We start from the raw sequence: 19,801 nt of genomic DNA, 5'->3' as shown, positions 1-19,801 counted from the left end.
CGTGGTGCCGCCCCTTTCTCGTGAGCTGCGGTGTGCGTCACCCCGCGGGAACACCGCGACCTACGATCGTGTTAGGCCAGGTACACGGCTACTACGAGCGGAGGCAAAGGGTGGCTGCAGAGGACGTTCGGAACCTGATCATCGTCGGATCGGGTCCCGCCGGCTACACCGCGGCGGTGTATGCGGCACGCGCGCAGCTGGACCCGCTGGTGTTCGAGGGGTCCCAGTTCGGCGGGGCGCTGATGACCACCACCGAGGTGGAGAACTACCCCGGCTTCCGCGACGGCATCCAGGGCCCGGCGCTGATGGAGGAGATGCGCGAGCAGGCCAAGCACTTCGGTGCCGACCTGCGTGCCGAGGACGTCGAGGCGCTCGACCTGACCGGTGAGGTCAAGTACGTCACGGTCAACGGCAAGCGGTACGCCGCGCGGGCCGTCGTGCTGGCCATGGGGGCCGCCGCGCGCTACCTGCACGTGCCGGGGGAGCAGGAGCTGCTCGGCCGCGGGGTCTCGTCCTGCGCCACCTGTGACGGCTTCTTCTTCCGCGACCACGACATCGCCGTGGTCGGCGGCGGCGACTCCGCGATGGAGGAAGCCACCTTCCTGACCAAGTTCGCGAAGTCGGTGACCATCGTGCACCGCCGCGAGGAGTTCCGCGCCTCGAAGATCATGCTCGAGCGCGCCCGGGCCAACGACAAGATCAAGTGGGCGCTGAACCAGGCGATCACCGGGGTTGTCGGCGAGGACAAGGTCAGCGGGCTGAAGCTCGAGGACACCCGCACGGGTGAGACCTCGACCCTCGACGTGACCGGCTTCTTCGTCGCGATCGGGCACGACCCGCGCAGCGAACTGGTCCGCGGACAGGTGGATCTGGACGACAACGGGTACGTGGTGACCAAGGGGCGCAGCTCCTACACCAACGTGGACGGCGTGTTCGCCGCCGGCGACCTGGTCGATCACACCTACCGCCAGGCGATCACCGCGGCGGGCTCGGGCTGCGCGGCGGCGATCGACGCGGAACGCTGGCTCGCGGAGCACGCCGTGACCGAGCAGGCGCAGGAAGCGCCGGAGCTGGTCGGCGGCGGCTACGGCCCCGGCGCCAACTGAAACTTTCCGGTCCACCGATGAAGGAGAGATGATGGCCGACACGGTCAAGGTGACTGACAAGAGCTTCACCGACGATGTCCTGACCAGCGAAAAGCCGGTCCTGGTGGACTTCTGGGCGACCTGGTGCGGCCCGTGCCGCATGGTGGCCCCGGTGCTCGAGGAGATCGCGGCGGAGCACGGCGACAAGCTGACGATCGCCAAGCTCGACATCGACGAGAACCCCAACACCGCGCGTGACTACCAGGTCATGTCGATCCCGACGCTGATCCTGTTCCAAGGCGGCAAGCCGGTGAAGCAGATCGTCGGCGCGAAGCCGAAGGCCGCGCTGCTCTCGGACCTGTCCGACGTGCTGTGACGCGGGGTTGAACCAACCCGCCCGGGTGAACCGTATCGAATGGTGCGGGGCACCCGGGCTTTTTCGCGTACCCGCGCCGGTCAGGCCGTCACACCAGCGGGGTTCGCGGCGATGAACCGGTTACCCGGTCCGATGACCGGGAGCACGCTAGGCAACCCTGCGCGCTCACCGAGAGTTCGCAGGGCACAATAGAACTCCAGGGCTTTGCTGCCCAGTGAGAATTCGCCCAGCGCCGATTCAGGCGCCCAAGGAAGAGCGAGGAGTGCATGCGGGTACTCCGCCGCGGTGACGCCGGCCCCGATGTCGCCGAGATCAGGTCGATGCTGGCCGCGCTGGATCTGCTGCCCCCGGTGAACGGTTCGCCCGGCTCCTTCGACATGGCGGTGGAACAAGCCGTGCGGGCGTTCCAGCAGCGCCGGGGCCTGATCACCGACGGCATCGTCGGCCCGGCCACCTACCGGGCCCTGCGTGGCGCCAGCTACCACCTGGGCAGCCGACCGCTGGCCTACCTGATCTCCGCCCCGGTGCACGGTGACGACGTGTTCGCGCTGCAGGAGCGGCTGACCGAGCTCGGTTTCGACGCCGGCCGCCCGGACGGCGTCTTCGGCCCGCAGACCGAGCAGGCGCTGCGGACCTTCCAGCGCGACTACGGCCTGGTCGTGGACGGCATCTGCGGTGGCGGCACGGTCCGCGCGCTGCGGCAGCTGTCCCCGCGCGCCCGCGGTGGCCGCCCGGTGTTCCTGCGCGAGCAGGAGCAGGTCCGGCGCTCCGGCCCGCGGCTGCGTGGCAAGCGCATCGTGATCGACCCCGGCCACGGCGGTCAGGACGGCGGTGTGGTCGTCGGCAACCTGCGCGAGGCCGACATCGCCTGGGACCTGGCCCGGCGGCTCGAAGGCCGGATGAAGGCCACCGGCATGGAGGCCCTGATTTCCCGGGGCCCGGACCACAGCCCGGCCGAAGCCGACCGCGCCGCCTTCGCCAACGAGGCCGGGGCGGACCTGTTCCTTTCGCTGCACAGCGACCAGAACCACTCGCCGTACGCCCAGGGCGTGGCGAGCTTCCACTACGGCACCGGCAACGGCACCAGCTCCACCGTCGGCGAGCTGCTCGCGGGCTTCATCCAGCGCGAGCTGGCCGCGCGCACGGGTCTGCTGGACTGCCGCGCGCACCCGAAGACCTGGGAAATCCTGCGCATGACCCGCTGCCCCGCGGTGCGCGTGGAGATCGGCTACCTGACAAACCCGGACGACCGGCGGCGCATGTCGGACCCGGCCTTCCGGGACGTGGTCGCCGAAGGCATCCTGATCGCGGTGAAGCGCCTGTACCTGCTGGGCGAGGGTGACCAGCCCACCGGCACCTTCACCTTCGCCGACGTCCTCGCCTACGAACTCGCCAAGGCCGACTGACCCTCCGGACACCCGCGGCGTGCGGCCCGACCACCACGGTCGGGGCGCACGCCGCTTTGGCGTTTTGTCGAGACTGTTATTGATGTTGCCTGGGGACAACTAGGCCCAAATCTGTGGACAAGTCGTCACACCGTTCACAAACTGTGGATAACCCAGCGTCAGGAGCGGGCGATGCTCGGTTCGGCGGTGGTGATGGTCACCTGGCCGAGCAGGCGCTCGAGCGCCGCTTCGACGTCTTCCTTCCAGGAGATCGCCGACCGCAGTTCCAACCGCAGGCGCGGGAACTGCGGGTGCGGGCGCACGGTCTTGAAGCCGACCGACTGCAGGAACTCGGCGGGCAGCACGCAGGCGTGCTCCGAGTTCGGCGTGGGCTCCGTGGCGCCGAAGGCCTCGATCGCCTTCACACCACGCCGCGTCAGGTCCTTCGCGACGGACTGCACCAGCATCCGCCCCAACCCGCCACCGCGGAACTCCGGCGCGATGTGGAAAGCGGTGAGCAGCACGGCGTCCGGCCCGGGTGGTGAAGTGGGGAAGGCGTTCGCCCGCGGCACGGCGTTCGGCGGGGCGTAGAGCACGAACCCGATCGGCAGCGTGTCGCTGTAGACGATGCGCCCACAGGAACCCCATTCCAGCAGCACGCTGGACACCCAGGCTTCCTTCTCGACCTCGGTCTCGCCGAACTCCTCCGCCTGCGCCTTCAGGTGCGGCGCGACCTCCCAGTACACGCACCGCCGGCAGTGCAGGGGCACCTGGTCCAGGTTGTCCAGCGTGACGCCCACGACGCGTCGCGACACCCGACGACCTCCCCTGAGTTGCGAACCCCTTGCGGGGGCACGGTTCACCGCAAGAGCAAACCGGCCCGGGATCACAGGATAGGGGGATGTGATGAGCACCGGAAGAGCCGAGGACCGGAAGAGGGGATGGTTACACTCGATGGATCTACGTATGAGTAGCACCGACCATGCCGGCCGACAGCGTTTGCGAAGTGCCCGATGAGCGAAAAGCGCCCAGCCAGACAGCCGCAGAGCGGCCACCACAACCTCGACCCGCACCTGCCGCGGTACGCCGCGCGCACCGCGGGCATGACGGCGTCGGAGATCCGAGCGCTCTTCGCGGTCGCCAGCCGCCCCGAGGTGGTATCGCTGGCCGGCGGCATGCCGAACCTCGCCGCGCTCCCGCTGGACTCGCTGTCCTCCCAGATGGCCGAGCTGATCGCGAACGACGGCCTGGTCGCGCTGCAGTACGGCTCCGCGCACGGGGTGCCCGCGCTGCGTGAGCAGATCTGCGAGGTGATGGCGCTCGAGGACATCAGCGCGCACCCGGACGACGTCGTGGTCACCGTCGGCTCCCAGATGGGCCTGGACATGGTGACCCGGCTGTTCTGCGACCCGGGTGACGTGGTGATCGCCGAAGGCCCGTCCTACGTCGGCGCGCTCGGCTCCTTCGCCGCCTACCAGGCCGAGGTCGTGCACGTCGCGATGGACGACCAGGGGCTCGTGCCCGAGGGACTGCGCGAGGCGCTCGGCCAGTGCCGCAAGCACGGCAAGCGCGTCAAGTTCCTCTACACCATCCCGAACTTCCACAACCCCGCCGGCGTGACGCTCGCCGTCGAGCGGCGCGCGGAGATCCTGGAGATCTGCCGCGAGCACGACGTGCTGGTGGTCGAGGACAACCCGTACGGCCTGCTCGGCTTCGACGGCCAGACGTATCCGGCGCTGCGGTCGATGGACCCGGACAACGTGGTCTACCTCGGCTCGTTCTCCAAGACCTTCGCCTCCGGCCTGCGCGTCGGCTGGGTGCTCGCGCCGCACGCCGTGCGCGAGAAGCTGGTGCTCGCGGCGGAGTCCGCGACGCTGTGCCCGCCGACGCTCAACCAGCTGGTCGTCTCGCGCTACCTGGCCACGCACGACTGGAAGGGCCAGATCAAGACGTTCGGCGAGAACTACCGCGAACGCCGGGACGCCATCCTGTCCGCGCTGGAGCAGCACATGCCGCCCGGCTGTTCGTGGACGCACCCCGACGGCGGGTTCTACGTGTGGGTCACCGTGCCGGAAGGCGTCGACACCAAGGCGATGCTGCCGCGCGCGGTGACCGCCCGCGTCGCCTACGCCTCGGGCACCGGGTTCTACGCCGACGGGTTCGGCAGCAGGCAGATGCGCCTGTCGTACTGCTACCCGACGCCGGAGCGCATCAAGGAGGGCGTGCGCCGGCTCGCCGCCGTGCTCGAATCCGAAATGGACCTCATGCGCACCTTCGGTAGCGTGAACCCCCGCGTGGTGTCCGGGCCGGAAAACCCGTCGCCCGACACCGCCTGACGACCACGAATCCAAGGAGTTCCCCGGTGGCCGAACGCACCGTTGCCGTGCTCGCTGGCGGTTTGTCCCACGAACGCGACGTTTCCCTGCGCTCCGGCAGGCGGCTTTCCGCCGCGCTGCGGGCCGAGGGGCTGGGCGTGGAGGAGTGGGACACCGACGCCGGTCTGCTCGAACGGCTGCGCACCCAGCGGCCGGACGCCGCCGTCGTCGCGCTGCACGGCGGCCAGGGGGAGAACGGCTCGGTGCAGACCGTGCTGGAAATGCTGGGCGTGCCGTTCGTCGGCACCAGCTCGCAGGGTTGCCGCCGCGCCTGGGACAAGCCGACCGCGAAGGCGTTGCTCGCCAAGGCGGACTTCGCCACGCCGGACTGGGTCGTGCTGCCGCACAGCACTTTCCGCGAGCTGGGCGCGCAGGCCGTGCTCGACGCGATGGTCGAGCGGCTCGGCCTGCCGCTGATCCTGAAGCCGGATCAGGGTGGCTCGGCGCTGGGCACCCAGGTGGTCCGCGACGCCGCCGAACTCCCGGCGGCGATGGTCGGCTGCTTCGCGTACGGCGACACGGTGCTCGCCGAGCGGTTCGTCGACGGCGTCGAGGTGGCGGTCGCGGTCATCGAAACCGAAAACGGCCCGACCGCGCTGCCCGCGGTGGAAATCGTGCCGGAGAGCGGGGTGTACGACTACACCGCTCGCTACACCGCCGGCCTGACCGACTTCTTCGCACCGGCGCGGCTCACCGAGCAGTCGGCGAAGGCGGTCGGCGAACTCGCGGTCGCGGCACACCAGTTGCTCGGGCTTCGCGACATTTCGCGAACCGACGCGGTGGTCGGCGCCGACGGGACCGTGCACTTCCTCGAAGTGAACCTCTCGCCCGGTCTCACCGAAACCTCGACCGTGCCGATGGCGATCGAAGCGGGCGGCGGCTCGCTCGGCGCGGTGTTCGCCGAGCTGATCGACCGCGCGATCTCGCGCTGACCGAGCGCCGGATCGGACCGATCCGGCGACGCGATCTTCGATGCCGCTGCGTACTCGTGGATCAACGCTGAGAAATCATCACCGTGACGAAACGACCCGGGGTAATCCCTAATCGGTTTTCGATGTCCGATTTGTCTTGCTCGGGTCCATCAACGCGACGATCCGTTCAAGATCGTCGACCGACCCGAACTCCACCACGATCCGGCCTTTCCGGCGGCCGAGGTCGACCTTGACCCGGGTGTCGAACGTGTCGGAGAGCCGCACGGCGAGGTCCTGCAACCCCGGCGCCTGCATCGGCTTGCGGGGAGCGGGCTTCGCCTTGCGCGGCGACTCGCTCTTCTTGAGCGTCACCGCCTCCTCGGTCGCGCGGACCGACATGCCTTCCGCGACGATCCGAGCCGCGAGGTCCTCCTGGTCCTCCGCACTCTCCAGCGACAGCAGGGCACGCGCGTGACCGGCTGACAACACGCCCGCGGCGACCCGGCGCTGCACCGGCAACGGCAGCTTCAGCAGGCGGATGGTGTTGGTGATGACCGGCCGGCTGCGGCCGATGCGGCCCGCGAGTTCCTCGTGGGTCACCTCGAACTCGTCGAGCAGCTGTTGGTACGCGGCGGCTTCCTCGAGCGGGTTGAGCTGGACGCGGTGGATGTTCTCCAACAGCGCGTCACGCAGCATCGCCTCGTCGGCGGTCTGCCGGACGATGGCCGGGATCTTCTCCAGCTCGGCCTGCTGCGACGCCCGGAGGCGCCGCTCGCCCATGACGAGCTCGTACTCGTCGCCCGGCAGCTGGCGCACCACGACGGGCTGCATGAGCCCGAACTCGCGGATCGAGTGCTCCAGCTCGGCCAGCGCGTCCTCGTCGAAGACGTGCCGGGGCTGCTTCGGGTTCGGCTTGATCGCACTGATCGGCACCTCGCGGTAGACCGCACCGGCGACCTCACCGGCCGGCGCGGGCGCCGAGCCGTTCTGCCCGTTCTCGGCCGGGGCCGGCTTCAGCTCGACCGGCTTGCCCTCGGCGTTGACCGGACCGGTGGGGATCAGGGCGGCGAGGCCGCGTCCGAGCCCACCCCTGCGTTCGGCACTCATTGCTTCTCACCGTTCTTCACACCGCGCTCCGCGATCTCACGCGCCGCGTCCAAGTAGCTCAGCGCCCCGCGGGAACCGGGGTCGTAGGCGAGGATCGTCTGGCCGTAGCCGGGCGCCTCGGAGACCTTCACGCTGCGGGGGATGACCGTCTTCAGCACGACCTCGCCGAAGTGGTTGCGGACCTCCTGGGTCACCTGGTCGGCGAGCTTGGTGCGCCCGTCGTACATCGTGAGCAGGATGGTGGACACGGTCAGCTCGCGGTTCAGGTGCTGCTGGACGAGTTCGATGTTGCTGAGCAACTGCCCGAGGCCTTCCAGTGCGTAGTACTCGCACTGGATCGGGATGAGCACTTCCTGCGCGGCGACCATCGCGTTGACCGTCAGGAGGCCGAGCGACGGCGGGCAGTCGATGAACACGTAGTCGACGCCGAGCTGGTCGATCGCTTCGCTCGTCAGCGCCTCCTTGAGACGCGTCTCGCGGGACGCCATCGACACCAGTTCGATCTCGGCGCCCGCGAGGTCGATCGTGGCGGGCACGCAGTAGAGGTTGGGGGACTGCTCGCTGACCGCCGCCGCGTCCGCCAGAGTCACCTCGCCGAGCAGCACCTCGTAGACCGAGGGGGTGCCCGAGCGGTGTTCCACGTTGAGCGCGGTGCTGGCGTTGCCCTGCGGGTCGAGGTCGACGACGAGCGTCTTGAGCCCGTGCACCGCGAGGGCAGCGGCGAGGTTCACCGCGCTGGTGGTCTTGCCGACCCCGCCCTTCTGGTTGGCGACCGTGAGGACACGGCGGTGATCCGGCCTGGGGAGCCGGTAGGACTCCGGGTGCAGGACCCGCGCGGCGCGCATGGCTTCTTCCGCGATCGGAGTCCACCCCACGTCATGTCCGGTGTTTGCTGACGACGGTGGGTTCACCGGCCGAAGCACCTCCTCGATAGGGGCGAGCTGTTCTGGGTTCGTTTCACGTGGAACATCTCCTCAACGACGGCGCTTCGTCTTCTCGGGTGAGACGCGGGGGATCAGCACCACGGTGGTCGGCACGTCGAGCAGGCCGCCACCGCACTCCGCCACCGTCGCTTCACCACCACCGGCCTTGCGCACCGCGAGCCGGTCTCGCGTTATCTCCTCCGCGGCGCTCGATCCCTTCAAGGCGAGCAGCGTGCCGCCGGTGCGCACCAACGGCAGGCACCAACCGGCGAGCTTCGCCAGGGGAGCGACCGCCCGCGCGGTCACCACATCACGCTCGGCCGCAACGGCCCGAACGGCTTTCTCCTCCGCCCGCCCACGCACCACGGTGACGGACGACGACAGATCCAGCTCGTCCACAACTTCGGTGAGCCAGTCGACGCGCCGCGCCATCGGCTCGATGAGCACGATATCGAGGTCCGGTCGGGCGATCGCCAGCGGAACCCCCGGAAGCCCAGCCCCGGACCCCACGTCGGCGACGCGAGCAGCGGTGCTGATCTTCTCGCCGATCACCGCGGAGTTCAAGATGTGGCGCCCCCACAACCGCTCCACCTCACGGGGACCGATCAGTCCGCGCTCGACCCCATGCTCGGCCAGCAGCGCCGCGAACCGCTCAGCCACGGGAAGACGATCCCCAAACACCTGCTCTGCCGCCGCCGGCGTACCGATGACGTCTTCCACACCCACTCAGAACTCCTCTTCGGTCGCCGTTTCACGTGAAACGACCTGCCCCCGATTGTCCCCGATCCCCACCCCAAACCCACGCGACGCACCACAGATGTGCACGATCCCACGCACCAGTTCCACGTGAAACACAGCGACCCCCGCACACGGCTATCCCTAGCCCGTGTGACCCGCCCCAGCGCCGCGCAGACAACCCCCGCTACCTCTTTGGAAGCTGTACTCGCCAAACCCGGCACGACAGCTGCTGGCAGTCGTCGATCCACCCACGACAATCGGCCACGACCGCAAGCGCGCCGATGGCGAGAAGCGCACGATGCCGCACCTGCATGCCTCGCCCGACGCCCCTGCGACTTCCTCTACGCCATGCGCCGGACCGGAGCCCCTTACCGACGCGCCGAACCAGCCCACGCCAAGCGGCCGCTAGACAAACCCAGAAAACCCCCGCCACTCCCAGGGGGGCGTCCCCAAATCCACTCTACCGCCGCATCAGCCGCCCAACGGGGCGCGGAGCGGATCTGTGGACGGCGACCTCCCTTGTGGACAGGTCGGCTCAGTTTCACGTGAAACGCACCGAGCGAGACGCGTCGGTGTCTCGGAGAACACCTCGCCTCTGTCGAGGCCGAGGAGCGCGGCGAGCTCGCTCGGCGACGGTAATCGGCCGACATTCCGGCGGGCACAACTGGGCGATCTGCCGATGGCGCGCCATCACTCAAGATTCCACGTCGACACGGTGACCGACGCAAACGGGCCCGAACTGGAACGCATGCTCGGCCCAGCCGGGCGCCGTTGTTCCGAACCGTGGTCGCCCTATAAGATGCCTGGCTCTCCGGCCATGATCGAGCCCCGCCATTGTCGAGCGATGGCGCAGACTTCCTGACCTTGCTGACTGCCGTTGTCCCGGCTGCTCCTCGCTGGCCCGGCGGATCACTCGGGAGCTGGCGGACAGGTGCACCGTCGGCACGGCGAAGGGGGAAGTCGAAAGTCGCGCTCGGTGTTGAGAAGGTCGACTGCCTTGCCGCCATAAACGCGGTAGCGCGCGTTCCGTGGTCAACAGCACGACCGGTTGAGCGCACGTACGCCTGTCGATGCCGCACCCCGTTTCACGTGAAACGGGGTGCGTCGATGAGGGTGTTCGACGCCAGGGGGTCGGTCCGCGATCAACGCGGCAAGTCGCTGGCGGAGTGCGCTTGGTCGAGCTGATCAGTGCGGTCATCGTGGTGACTGCGCCGCGGGCAGTTGCATCCTGGACGGTCCCTCGGCGCGGCAACGGGGACACGCCCTGCGCCATCGGTCGTCCCCCACACCCAAACGAAACGGCCCGCCGGAGCCAAGTCCGGCGGGCCGCGTCAGGTGAAGCTGCTTCAGGAGGGGAAGACCACCACTCGGCGCTTCGGGTCCTCGCCCTCGCTCTCGCTCCGCACACCGTCGATGGCGGCGACGGCGTCGTGGACCACCTTGCGTTCGAAGGGGCTCATCGGCTGCAGGCGGACTCGTTCGCCGCTTGCGAGCACGGTCTCCGCGGTGGAGCGGCCCAGCTCCCGCAGCTCCTCCCGGCGGTCCGCCCGCCAGCCTGCGATGTCCAGCATGAGCCGGCTCCGGGAGCCCGTCTCCTGTTGGACCGCCAGGCGGGTCAGCTCCTGCAGGGCTTCGAGGACGTTGCCCCGGGAGCCGACCAGCTTCTCCAGGTCTTCACCGCCGTCGATGCTGACGATCGCCCGGCCCGCTTCGACGTCCAGATCGATGTCGCCGTCGTAGTCCAGCAGGTCCAGCAGGCGCTCCAGGTAGTCGCCCGCGATGTCGCCCTCCTTCACCAGGAGGTCGTCGTCCACACCGTTCTTCGCCGGAGCAGCAGGAGCCTCTGTCGCCTCGGCGACCTCGGTCTCCTCGCTCTCGGTGTCGACCGCTTCGGCCGTTTCCGCCATGCCTTGTCTCCTCTCCAGCCCGCGCTCAGCGGCGCTTCCGGCCAGACTTCTTCGTTGAGTCGCTGATCAGGCCGGGCACGCCCGAGCCGTTCTCGTTGGAGTTCGAGTTGGAGTTCGTCTTCGCGTCCGAGGGGGAGTCCGGCTTCGGCGCCGAGGCGGAGTTCGGCTTCTTCGCCGCGCCGGAGCCCTTCTTGCCGGCGGCGGTGCTGCTGCCCTGGGCGAAACCGTGCGGGGAGCCGGGCTTCTTCTTCGCCTGCGACTGGCCCGGCTTGTCCGCGCCGGTCTGGGCCGCCGGGTTCTTCTTCTGCACCGGCTTCTGCCCGACCTTGGGCTTCTGGCCGACCTTCGGCGCGACGGTGTTGCGCTTCTCGATCGCCTCGGCCTTCTTCTTCTCCTCTTCCTTGTCGATCTTCGTGTAGACCAGGCGCTGCTGCATCAGGGTCCAGCCGTTGTTCGCCAGCCAGTAGATGAGCAGGCCGATCGGGAAGAGCGCGCCGAAGACGAGCACACCGAGCGGGAAGATGTACAGCGTCAGCTTGTTCATCATCGCGGTCTGCTGGGTCGCCGACGCCGGGTTCTGGCGGGCCACCGAGTGCCGCGCGGTCAGGTGGGTCGCGATGGACGCGACGATCATCAGCGGGATCGCGACCGGGGCCACGTACCAGTGCCAGCCGCTCGAGGCCGCTTCACCCGCGAGGATCTGCGTGTTGTGGATCGCGTCGCCGAGGTTGACACCGAACAGCTTCGCGTTGACGTAGGACTCGACGCCGCCCTTGTCGAAGAAGTAGTTCTCGGTCTTCTCCCCGCCGTTCGGGTTGACCGTGAACATCCGCAGCACGTGGTTCAGGCCGATGAACACCGGGATCTGCAGCAGCATCGGCAGGCAGCTGCCGAGCGGGTTGACGCCGTGCTCCTTCTGGAGCTTCTGCATCTCCAGCGCCTGGCGCTGTTTGTCGTTGGCGTACTTCTTCTGGACCTTCTTGATCTCCGGCGCGAAGTCCTGCATCTTCTTCATCGACCGGACCTGGTTCACGAACGGCTTGAACATGATGCCGCGGACGGTGAAGGTCAGGAAGATGATCGCCAGGACCCAGGCCACGGCGCTGGCCTCGCCGAACACCAGCCCGAATACCTTGTGCCAACACCACAGGATGAAGGACACGGGGTAGTAGATGAAGTCGAGCACTGAACTACTCCTCGGTAGATGTACCAGGTCGGTGGTGGCGCCAGGCGAAGACCTCGGGTACCGGGTCCCGGCCGGGAGGGGTCCACGGCCCGCAGCGCAGCAGCCGGCGCACCGCGAGGTAACTCCCGCGGGCAGCGCCGTGCCGGGTCAGTGCTTCCTGCGCGTAGGCACTGCAGCTGGGGTAGAACCGGCAGCTGGGCGGCAGGAAGGGGGAGATCGCTTTGCGGTAGAAGCGCACCGGGAGCAGAAGTACCCACGCGACCGGGCCCGGCCGCGGCACGGGTGCCGGGCTGCCCTCATCACTTCGTGTTTCGCTCACACCGATGGCCCGTCTACGCGCGAGGGTGGATCCTTGCGTGCCCCGCCGGCGGAACCGGACAGGAGGCCGAGCCGGCGCAACGCCGAGTCGAGATCCGAACCGAGTTCCGCACTGGTGGCGGTGGCAGCGGCAGGCAGGGCCCGAACGACCAACGAGCTACCACCCGGAAGCGTTCCAAGCCGCGCGGATACGAGATGACGCAACCGCCGGGCCACCCGGTGGCGCACCACCGAGTTCCCGACGGCCTTACTCACGACGAAGCCCGCCCTGCTGCCACTGGCACCGTCCGCGTCACCGGGGATCGCGTGGACCACCAGGCGTTTGCGTCCGGCCCGGACGCCACCGCGCATGACCGAACGGAAGTCTTCGCTCCGCCGCAGTCGAGCGGTGGCCGGCAACATGGCGGGCCGCCGGGATCAGGCGGACAGTTCTTGACGGCCCTTGCGACGACGGGCCGCCAAGATGGCCCGGCCGGCACGGGTCCGCATGCGCAGCCGGAACCCGTGGGTCCGCGCGCGTCGGCGGTTGTTCGGCTGGAAGGTGCGCTTACCCTTTGCCACGGTCGACTTCTCCTGCTCTCTGACTCGCCGACGCCTGCGGGCAGACGTGAAACCGGGCGAGCGCGTACGTGTGTGTTCGTCTCCTGCTCCGGCCGCGACCCCACCTCGGTGGCGGGAAAGAACACGGGCACGCGAAACGAGCCCGCTGCCTGCGGAAGACCTTTCGAGGGTACGCACCCGGCACGGTGACACCGAAACCGGCCCCTCGATAACACACGGCGACCGCGTCGGCCGGGGCGGGCGGACCACGGTGGAGGGTCGGCTGGCGACACGCCGTGCACCGTGAAAAGCTGGCCGCCGACCACGTCTTGTGGCATCGGGCGAGGCTTGTTAGCGTGCCTCTCCTTGGTCACGAGCCCCAGTCAGCAGGGCAGGTCCTCGCCGGTCGGGAGCGGGTGGGAAGCTCGCCGCCGGTAGCTCACCGAGCCGCCGGGTGCGGCGGCTGGGCGTCGCCGTACATTAGTGCACAGTTGTGGACAACTTGTGGATACCTGCTGCGCGGGTTCGGCTTGGGGATAGGGTAGAGCGCTCCGTGTGAGTGAACCGCGGGTGGACGAGGGGAGGGGAACAGCACAGGTGTCCGACCACCAGTTGAACCTGGGTGTGGTCTGGGAGCAGGTCGTCCGCGAACTGTCCGACAGCACGCTCTCCCCCCAGCAACGCGCCTGGATGCGCGTGACCAGGCCCATCGGCCTGCTGGACGGCACCGCCCTGCTCGCCGCGCCGAGCGACTTCGCCAAGGAAGCCATCGAACGCGCCCTGCGCGAACCGATCACCGACGCGCTCTCGCGCCGCCTCGGCCGCGCGGTCTCGCTCGCGGTCAAGGTCGAGACGACCGACGGCGCGATGGGCGGCCCGCCCGTGCCGCCGCCACCCAGCCGGTACGCGCCGTCACCTCAACGGGTGGACAACGGCTCCGCTCCGCGTTCGCCGATGCCCGGCCCGCGTCCCCCGACGCCGCGGCCGATGCCCGGTCCACCCCCGGCGCCCCCGCTCGAAGGCTCGGCGATGCCCCCCGGCATGCCGCCCACCCGCACCCCCCGGCCGGACCCGGGCGGGCTCTCGCGTTCACACGATCAGCTGGATTCCCTCGACGACGGTGACGAAGAGATAGACGAAGAGGGCGAGGCGCTGGCCACGGTGCACGAGATCTGGCCGACCTTCTCCGGACAGCCGGTGGCCGGGCAGCCGTACACCGCGCCCGCGCAACCGCAGACCTCGAAGACGCGCCTCAACGAGAAGTACACCTTCGACACCTTCGTCATCGGTGCTTCGAACCGGTTCGCGCACGCGGCCTCGGTCGCCGTCGCCGAAGCGCCGTCGCGCGCGTACAACCCGCTGTTCATCTGGGGCGAGTCCGGCCTCGGCAAGACGCACCTGCTGCACGCCGTCGGGCACTACGCCCAGCGCCTGTTCCCCGGCATGCGCGTGCGCTACGTCTCCACCGAAGAGTTCACCAACGACTTCATCAACTCCCTGCGCGACGACCGCAAGGTGGCCTTCCAGCGCCGCTACCGCGACATCGACATCCTGCTCGTCGACGACATCCAGTTCCTCGAGGGCAAGGAAGGCACGCAGGAGGAGTTCTTCCACACCTTCAACACCCTGCACAACCAGAACAAGCAGATCGTCGTCTCCTCCGACCGGCCGCCCAAGCGGTTGGAAACCCTGGAGGACCGGCTGCGCACGCGGTTCGAGTGGGGCCTGATCACCGACATCCAGCCGCCCGAGCTCGAGACCCGCATCGCGATCCTGCGGAAGAAGGCCGCGCAGGACCGGCTCGCGGTGCCCGGTGAGGTGCTGGAGTTCATCGCGGCCAGGGTCGAGGCGAACATCCGTGAGCTCGAGGGCGCGCTCATCCGCGTCACCGCGTTCGCGTCGCTGAACCAGCAGCCGGTCGACGTCGGCCTCGCCGAGATCGTGCTGCGCGACCTGATCCCCGATTCGCACGCGCCGGAGATCAGCGCGCCGACCATCATGGGCGTCACCGCGGAGTTCTTCGACGTCTCGCTCGACGAGCTCTGCGGCCCCGGCAAGACGAAGGCGCTCGCCACCGCGCGGCAGATCGCCATGTACCTGTGCCGCGAGCTGACCGACATGTCGCTGCCGCGGATCGGGCAGACCTTCGGCGGCCGCGACCACACCACGGTGATGCACGCGGCGAAGAAGATCCGCAAGGAGATGGCCGAGCGCCGGCGGATCTACGACCAGGTGCAGGAACTGACCTCGCGCATCAAGCAGCGCGCGCGGCAGTAGACACGCTCCGTCAGTCCTGGGCCTGCCGTTCGCGGTAGGCCTTCACCTTGTTGCGGTTGCCGCAGCGCTGCATCGAGCACCACCGCCGGTTGCCCGGCCGCGAGGTGTCGAGGAAGAGCAGCCCGCAGTCCTCCGCTTCGCACTCACGCAGCCGGTCGATCCGGTCGCCGCCGATGACGTCGATCGCTTCGCGTGCCGCGGTGCCGAGCACCTGGGTGCCGGTGATCGGCGTGGCCCATTCGCACACGCCGGTGTCGAGGGCGACCCGCGGCCGCAGGGACGACTCGGCGGCCGCGTTGATGGTTTCCAGTTCGTCCTCGTTCGGTTCCTCGCCGGCGGCGATCACCTGGGTCACGGTCCAGAGCGTGTCCCGCAGGTGCTTGATCGCGCGGAGCTCGGCCGGGCGGATGCGGACGTCCTCCGCCTCGATCGGCGCGGTGAGCGCGAGCCGGGAGTCCACCAGCCAGCTCGCGAGGTCGGACGTGCCGCGCAGCAACTCCCACTGCTCGCCTTCGGGCCCACCGGTGAGGAGCAGCTCGAGGAAGAACGCACCCGGGTCGAACGGGAACGGCTGCCCGTCCTCGCCGGTGATCAACCTGGTGCCCAGATCCATGTAACCACTATATGGGGTTTCCCACACCGGTTCAGCCGGTTACCAGCGCGTAGGCCGCGTACGTGCGCGAAGCGCTTGTATAGCAAGAAAAGCCTCGAGGAGCGCGAAGGGCGCTTCGCGCGCCTCGCGTCATGAAGGAGCGTACGCGACGCTTCGCGAAACCGCTTGGCCCACAAGGGAAAAGTAGTCCCCAGGCAGCCGACCTGGCGATCTTCCGTTTCTCCACAGGAAAAACACAGGCAAACCGGCAACCATGCACAGGAGATGCACAAAACTGTCCACATCACCCTGCAGGGCGATCTCGGAGACGAGTTCGGCGGCCGGCGCCGGTGCATGGCCTGGGTACAAATCAGCGCACAGGTGGGGACAGCCGTGTGGACAACTGTGGACAGATGTGGATGGAGCCTGTGGGTGGCTGGAGTTGTCCACCGGTCGCCGAAGCTGTCCACCGATCCGCTCCACCGGTGTCCACAGCTCGCCGCGCCGTACACGCTGCGGCAACAGGCTCTGTCCACACAATCCACAGCCCCTATTACTGTCACTGTTAATTCTTCTTCTTAGAGAACTGATTAAAAACAGGGGCAGCTCGAAGTTGGGGACAAGTCCCACCCGGCAGTCGCTTGATCGCTTTGTCGACAGGGGAGGCCGGATGACGGGGGACCCGGTCACGCTCTAACGTGAGTACCCACACCAGGTCCGCCTGTCGGCGTTCGTCGCTGCCACCCGACCTGGGCGGACGCCAGAGGCGTTTGTCGATCTTCTCGGGCCGGAGGGGCCCGGCTACCGCGAAAGGATGAGCGCATGAAGATCCGCGTCGAGCGCGACGGGCTGGCAGACGCCGTCGCCTGGGTGGCGAGAAGCCTGCCGTCGCGGCCTCCCGTCCCGGTACTGGGCGGAGTGCTCCTGGAGGCCTCCGACACCGCCGAAAGCGACGCGCTCACCGTTTCCGGCTTCGACTACGAGGTCTCGGCCACCGTGGGCGTCCCGGCGACCATCGCCGACGGCGGCCGCATGCTCGTCTCCGGCCGCCTCCTCGCCGACATCACCAAGGCGCTGCCCGCGCAGCCGGTGGAGATCTCGGTCGACGGCGCCCGCGCGTCCATCACCTGCGGGAACGCCAAGTTCAGCCTGCCGACCATGCCGGTCGAGGACTACCCGCAGCTCCCGTCCCAGCCCGCCTTCGCCGGTGAGCTGGCCGGTGAGGTCTTCGGCCAGGCGGTGGCCCAGGTCGCGGTCGCCTCCGGCAAGGACGACACGCTCCCGATGCTCACCGGCATGCGGCTGGAGATCTCCGGCGACACCGTCACCCTCGTCGCCACCGACCGCTTCCGCCTCGCCATGCGCGAGTTCACCTGGAAGCCGGCCGAGGGGCTGGCCGACGCCGCGGTCCTGGTGCCCGCGCGCACGCTGGCCGAGGCCGCGAAGTCGATGGGCGGCAGCGGCGCGACGGTCAAGCTCGCGCTCGCCAGCGGTGAGGGCCTGCTCGGTCTGTCCGGTTCCGGCCGCTACGCGACCACCCGCCTCCTTGACGCCGAATTCCCGCCGTACCGCCAGTTGCTGCCCGCGAGCCACACCTCGCGCGCGGTGCTCGGCGTCGGCGCGCTCGCCGAAGCGATCAAGCGTGTGTCACTGGTCGCCGAGCGTGGTACCCAGGTGCGGCTCGAGTTCTCGGAGGGACTGCTGCGGCTGTCCGCCGGGGGCGATGACGAAGGCAGCGCCGAAGAGGAGCTGCCGGTGGACTACGAGGGGGAGGCGGTGACCATCGCCTTCAACCCGGGCTACCTGGTCGACGGGCTCGGTGCGCTGCACGCCGACCGCGCCGAGCTGACCTTCACCACGCCGAACCGCCCCGCGCTGATCAAGCCCGCGGACGAGGAGGGCAACGTGGTGCCCGGGTACCTCTACCTGCTGATGCCGGTCCGCCTGCCGGGCTGAGCACCGGCGTCAACTGTCGGCGACTGATCGGGAGCAAGGGGAGTTTTCACATGGTGCAGATGGGGCTGGTCGGGCTCGGCAAGATGGGCTTCAACATGCGCGAGCGGCTGCGTGCCGCCGGGCACGAAGTCGTCGGCTACGACCGCAACGCCGAAGTCAGCGACACGACTTCGCTCGAGGACCTGGTCTCGAAGCTGGCCGCGCCGCGCATCGTCTGGGTGATGGTGCCCGCGGGGGAGCCGACCAGGGAGACCGTGGTCGCGTTCGGCAACCTGCTCGAAGAGGGCGACATCCTCATCGACGGCGGCAACTCCAAGTTCACCGACGACAAGCTGAACGCCGAGCTGCTCGCCGCCAAGGGCGTCGGCTACCTCGACGTCGGCGTCTCCGGTGGCATCTGGGGCAAGGAGAACGGGTACGGCCTGATGGTCGGCGGCGCGGCCGCCGACGTCGAGCGCGCGATGCCGATCTTCGACGCCCTCCGGCCGGAAGGCCCGCGCGAGGAAGGTTTCTCGCACGCGGGCTCGGTCGGCGCCGGGCACTACGCGAAGATGGTGCACAACGGCATCGAGTACGGCCTGATGCAGGCGTTCGCCGAGGGCTTCGAGCTGCTCGAGGCTTCGCACGTGGTCGAGGACGTGCCGTCGGTGATCAAGGGGTGGCAGCGCGGGACCGTGGTCCGCTCCTGGCTGCTCGACCTGCTGGTCCGCGCGCTGGACGAGGACCCGGAGCTGGACGACCTCGAGGGGTACGTCGAGGACTCCGGCGAAGGCCGGTGGACCCTCGAAGAGGCGATCAACAACGCCGTGCCCGCGCCGGTCATCTCGGCCGCCCTGTTCGCCAGGTTCGCCTCGCGCCAGGAGCACTCCTCCGCGATGCGCGCGGTGGCCGCGCTGCGCCAGCAGTTCGGCGGCCACGCGGTGAAGAAGGCCGGCGGCTGAGCCGGTCCCGGTGTACCTCCGTCATCTGCAGGTCACGGACTTCCGCTCGTGGGAGCACGCCGACCTGCCGCTCGAACCCGGCCCGACCGTGCTGATCGGGCAGAACGGGCGTGGCAAGACGAACCTGATCGAGGCGATCGGGTACGCCGCCACGCTCGGTTCGCACCGGGTCGCCACCGACGCGCCCCTGGTCCGGCACGGCCAGGAGCGCGCGCTGGTGCGGGTGGCCGTGGTCAACGACGACCGCGAGCTGACCGTGGAACTGGAGATCACCCCCGGCCGGGCGAACCGCGCCAGGGTGAATCGGGGCGCGGTGGGCAAGCCGCGCGACGTGCTCGGGATCCTGCGCACGGTGTTGTTCTGCCCGGAGGACCTGGCGCTGGTGCGCGGCGATCCCGGGGAGCGCCGCAAGTTCCTCGACGAACTGCTGGTGCAGCGCGCGCCGCGGTACGCCGGGGTGCGCGCGGACTACGAGCGGGTGCTGCGCCAGCGCAACGCCCTGCTCAAGACCACCGGCAAGAAGCGGGGCAGCGCGCGGGAGGACCCGTACGCGCTGAGCACGCTCGAGGTGTGGGACAACCACCTGGCCACGGCCGGGGCGCAGCTGCTCGCCGGGCGGCTCGACCTGGTCGCGGACCTGGCCCCGCACACCTCGGCCGCCTACCAGGGGGTGGCGCCGGATTCGCGGCCGGCGCTGATCTCCTACCGGTCGAGCCTGGGCGACGCGCTGCCGGCGGGCTACGGCGTTCCCGCAGGTGAACGGGCTGATATCGGCAAACTGACGGAGATCCTCGTGGCCGCGCTCGGCGAGTCGCGGCCCCAGGAGCTCGAACGCGGGGTAAGCCTGGTCGGGCCACACCGGGACGAGCTGGACCTCGTGCTCGGTGAGGCACCGGCGAAGGGCTACGCCAGCCACGGCGAGTCCTGGTCGTTCGCGCTCGCGCTGCGGCTCGGCTCCTACGAGCTGCTGCGAGCGGAAGCCGGGGAGCCGGTGCTGTTGCTCGACGACGTCTTCGCCGAGCTGGACCGGCGGCGCCGCGCGCGCCTGGCGGAGGTCGCGGCCGGTGCCGAGCAGGTGCTGGTGACCGCGGCGGTGGCGGAGGACGTGCCAGAGGAACTCACCGGACGGCGCTTCACCGTCGCGGACGGAGAGGTGCGGCCCGCCTGAGCGGGCCGGTACGGAA

At 69.2% G+C, this 19,801-nt stretch carries 19 protein-coding genes; 9 read left to right on the top strand and 10 right to left on the bottom strand.

The annotated features are described in order from the left end of the window. The first annotated feature begins 110 nt into the window (after nt 1-110). The 3 genes from trxB (at nt 111) to JOM49_RS06385 (ending at nt 2,867) form a co-directional block, all read left to right on the top strand. Complete coding sequence (gene trxB / locus JOM49_RS06395) at nt 111-1,106, top strand: thioredoxin-disulfide reductase (RefSeq protein ID WP_209663428.1); 996 nt, start codon at nt 111-113, stop codon at nt 1,104-1,106. 31 nt (nt 1,107-1,137) lie between these two features. Next, nucleotides 1,138-1,461, top strand: a complete 324-nt coding sequence (trxA, locus tag JOM49_RS06390; RefSeq protein ID WP_209663427.1) for a thioredoxin — start codon at nt 1,138-1,140, stop codon at nt 1,459-1,461. Between the two features lie 266 nt (nt 1,462-1,727). Continuing rightward, nucleotides 1,728-2,867, top strand: a complete 1,140-nt coding sequence (locus JOM49_RS06385; RefSeq protein ID WP_209663426.1) for an N-acetylmuramoyl-L-alanine amidase — start codon at nt 1,728-1,730, stop codon at nt 2,865-2,867. A gap of 158 nt (nt 2,868-3,025) precedes the next feature. Here JOM49_RS06385 and JOM49_RS06380 read toward each other — a convergent pair whose 3' ends face one another. Next, nucleotides 3,026-3,661 carry a GNAT family N-acetyltransferase gene (locus JOM49_RS06380; protein WP_209663425.1) on the bottom strand — a complete coding sequence of 212 codons (636 nt, stop codon included), beginning with the start codon at nt 3,659-3,661 and terminating at the stop codon, nt 3,026-3,028. 198 nt (nt 3,662-3,859) lie between these two features. Between JOM49_RS06380 and JOM49_RS06375 the strand changes: the two genes are divergently transcribed. Together JOM49_RS06375 and JOM49_RS06370 are read left to right on the top strand one after the other, a co-directional pair. Further along, the gene (locus JOM49_RS06375) at nt 3,860-5,182 is read left to right on the top strand and encodes an aminotransferase-like domain-containing protein (RefSeq protein ID WP_209663424.1); all 1,323 of its coding nucleotides are present in this window, start codon (nt 3,860-3,862) and stop codon (nt 5,180-5,182) included. Between the two features lie 26 nt (nt 5,183-5,208). After that, complete coding sequence (locus JOM49_RS06370; protein ID WP_209663423.1) at nt 5,209-6,153, top strand: D-alanine--D-alanine ligase family protein; 945 nt, start codon at nt 5,209-5,211, stop codon at nt 6,151-6,153. A gap of 108 nt (nt 6,154-6,261) precedes the next feature. On the opposite strand, the gene JOM49_RS06365 is transcribed toward JOM49_RS06370, so the two are convergent. The 8 genes from JOM49_RS06365 to rpmH form a co-directional block, all read right to left on the bottom strand. After that, complete coding sequence (locus JOM49_RS06365) at nt 6,262-7,239, bottom strand: ParB/RepB/Spo0J family partition protein (protein ID WP_209663422.1); 978 nt, start codon at nt 7,237-7,239, stop codon at nt 6,262-6,264. Continuing rightward, nucleotides 7,236-8,150, bottom strand: coding sequence for a ParA family protein (locus JOM49_RS06360; RefSeq protein ID WP_372443977.1), 915 nt, complete (start codon nt 8,148-8,150; stop codon nt 7,236-7,238). Before JOM49_RS06360 ends, JOM49_RS06365 begins: the two co-directional genes overlap by 4 nt. A 63-nt stretch (nt 8,151-8,213) precedes the next feature. After that, nucleotides 8,214-8,888 carry a 16S rRNA (guanine(527)-N(7))-methyltransferase RsmG gene (gene rsmG, locus JOM49_RS06355; protein ID WP_209663420.1) on the bottom strand — a complete coding sequence of 225 codons (675 nt, stop codon included), beginning with the start codon at nt 8,886-8,888 and terminating at the stop codon, nt 8,214-8,216. 1,358 nt (nt 8,889-10,246) lie between these two features. After that, nucleotides 10,247-10,807 carry a Jag family protein gene (locus JOM49_RS06350; RefSeq protein ID WP_209663419.1) on the bottom strand — a complete coding sequence of 187 codons (561 nt, stop codon included), beginning with the start codon at nt 10,805-10,807 and terminating at the stop codon, nt 10,247-10,249. Nucleotides 10,808-10,832: 25 nt separating this feature from the next. After that, on the bottom strand, nt 10,833-11,993 hold the full coding sequence (yidC, locus tag JOM49_RS06345; RefSeq protein WP_209663418.1) for a membrane protein insertase YidC: 1,161 nt from the start codon (nt 11,991-11,993) through the stop codon (nt 10,833-10,835). A 4-nt stretch (nt 11,994-11,997) separates the two neighbouring features. Next, complete coding sequence (gene yidD, locus JOM49_RS06340) at nt 11,998-12,318, bottom strand: membrane protein insertion efficiency factor YidD (protein ID WP_372444211.1); 321 nt, start codon at nt 12,316-12,318, stop codon at nt 11,998-12,000. After that, nucleotides 12,309-12,713, bottom strand: a complete 405-nt coding sequence (gene rnpA / locus JOM49_RS06335) for a ribonuclease P protein component (protein WP_209663416.1) — start codon at nt 12,711-12,713, stop codon at nt 12,309-12,311. The genes yidD and rnpA overlap by 10 nt, the downstream gene beginning before the upstream one ends. 15 nt (nt 12,714-12,728) lie before the next feature. Beyond that, a complete protein-coding gene (rpmH, locus tag JOM49_RS06330) occupies nt 12,729-12,872 on the bottom strand; it encodes a 50S ribosomal protein L34 (protein WP_113695296.1) in 144 nt (47 codons plus the stop codon). 576 nt (nt 12,873-13,448) lie between these two features. Here rpmH and dnaA point away from each other — a divergent pair. Beyond that, on the top strand, nt 13,449-15,128 hold the full coding sequence (dnaA, locus tag JOM49_RS06325) for a chromosomal replication initiator protein DnaA (protein WP_209663415.1): 1,680 nt from the start codon (nt 13,449-13,451) through the stop codon (nt 15,126-15,128). A gap of 10 nt (nt 15,129-15,138) precedes the next feature. Here the strand turns inward: dnaA and JOM49_RS06320 are convergent, their stop codons facing one another. Further along, nucleotides 15,139-15,741 carry a CGNR zinc finger domain-containing protein gene (locus tag JOM49_RS06320; protein WP_209663414.1) on the bottom strand — a complete coding sequence of 201 codons (603 nt, stop codon included), beginning with the start codon at nt 15,739-15,741 and terminating at the stop codon, nt 15,139-15,141. 801 nt (nt 15,742-16,542) lie between these two features. On the opposite strand from JOM49_RS06320, the gene dnaN reads away from it, so the two are divergent. From dnaN to recF, 3 genes are read left to right on the top strand one after another with little or no spacing between them, the layout of a single operon-like run. After that, complete coding sequence (dnaN, locus tag JOM49_RS06315; protein ID WP_209663413.1) at nt 16,543-17,676, top strand: DNA polymerase III subunit beta; 1,134 nt, start codon at nt 16,543-16,545, stop codon at nt 17,674-17,676. A gap of 50 nt (nt 17,677-17,726) precedes the next feature. After that, nucleotides 17,727-18,617, top strand: a complete 891-nt coding sequence (gene gnd, locus JOM49_RS06310; protein ID WP_209663412.1) for a phosphogluconate dehydrogenase (NAD(+)-dependent, decarboxylating) — start codon at nt 17,727-17,729, stop codon at nt 18,615-18,617. 10 nt (nt 18,618-18,627) lie between these two features. Beyond that, nucleotides 18,628-19,785, top strand: coding sequence for a DNA replication/repair protein RecF (recF, locus tag JOM49_RS06305; protein ID WP_209663411.1), 1,158 nt, complete (start codon nt 18,628-18,630; stop codon nt 19,783-19,785). Nucleotides 19,786-19,801: the final 16 nt, after the last annotated feature.

Origin of the sequence: Amycolatopsis magusensis, assembly GCF_017875555.1 — a bacterium.
In the GTDB taxonomy this organism is placed as follows: domain Bacteria; phylum Actinomycetota; class Actinomycetes; order Mycobacteriales; family Pseudonocardiaceae; genus Amycolatopsis; species Amycolatopsis magusensis.
This window is presented reverse-complemented; position numbering and strand designations above follow the sequence as displayed.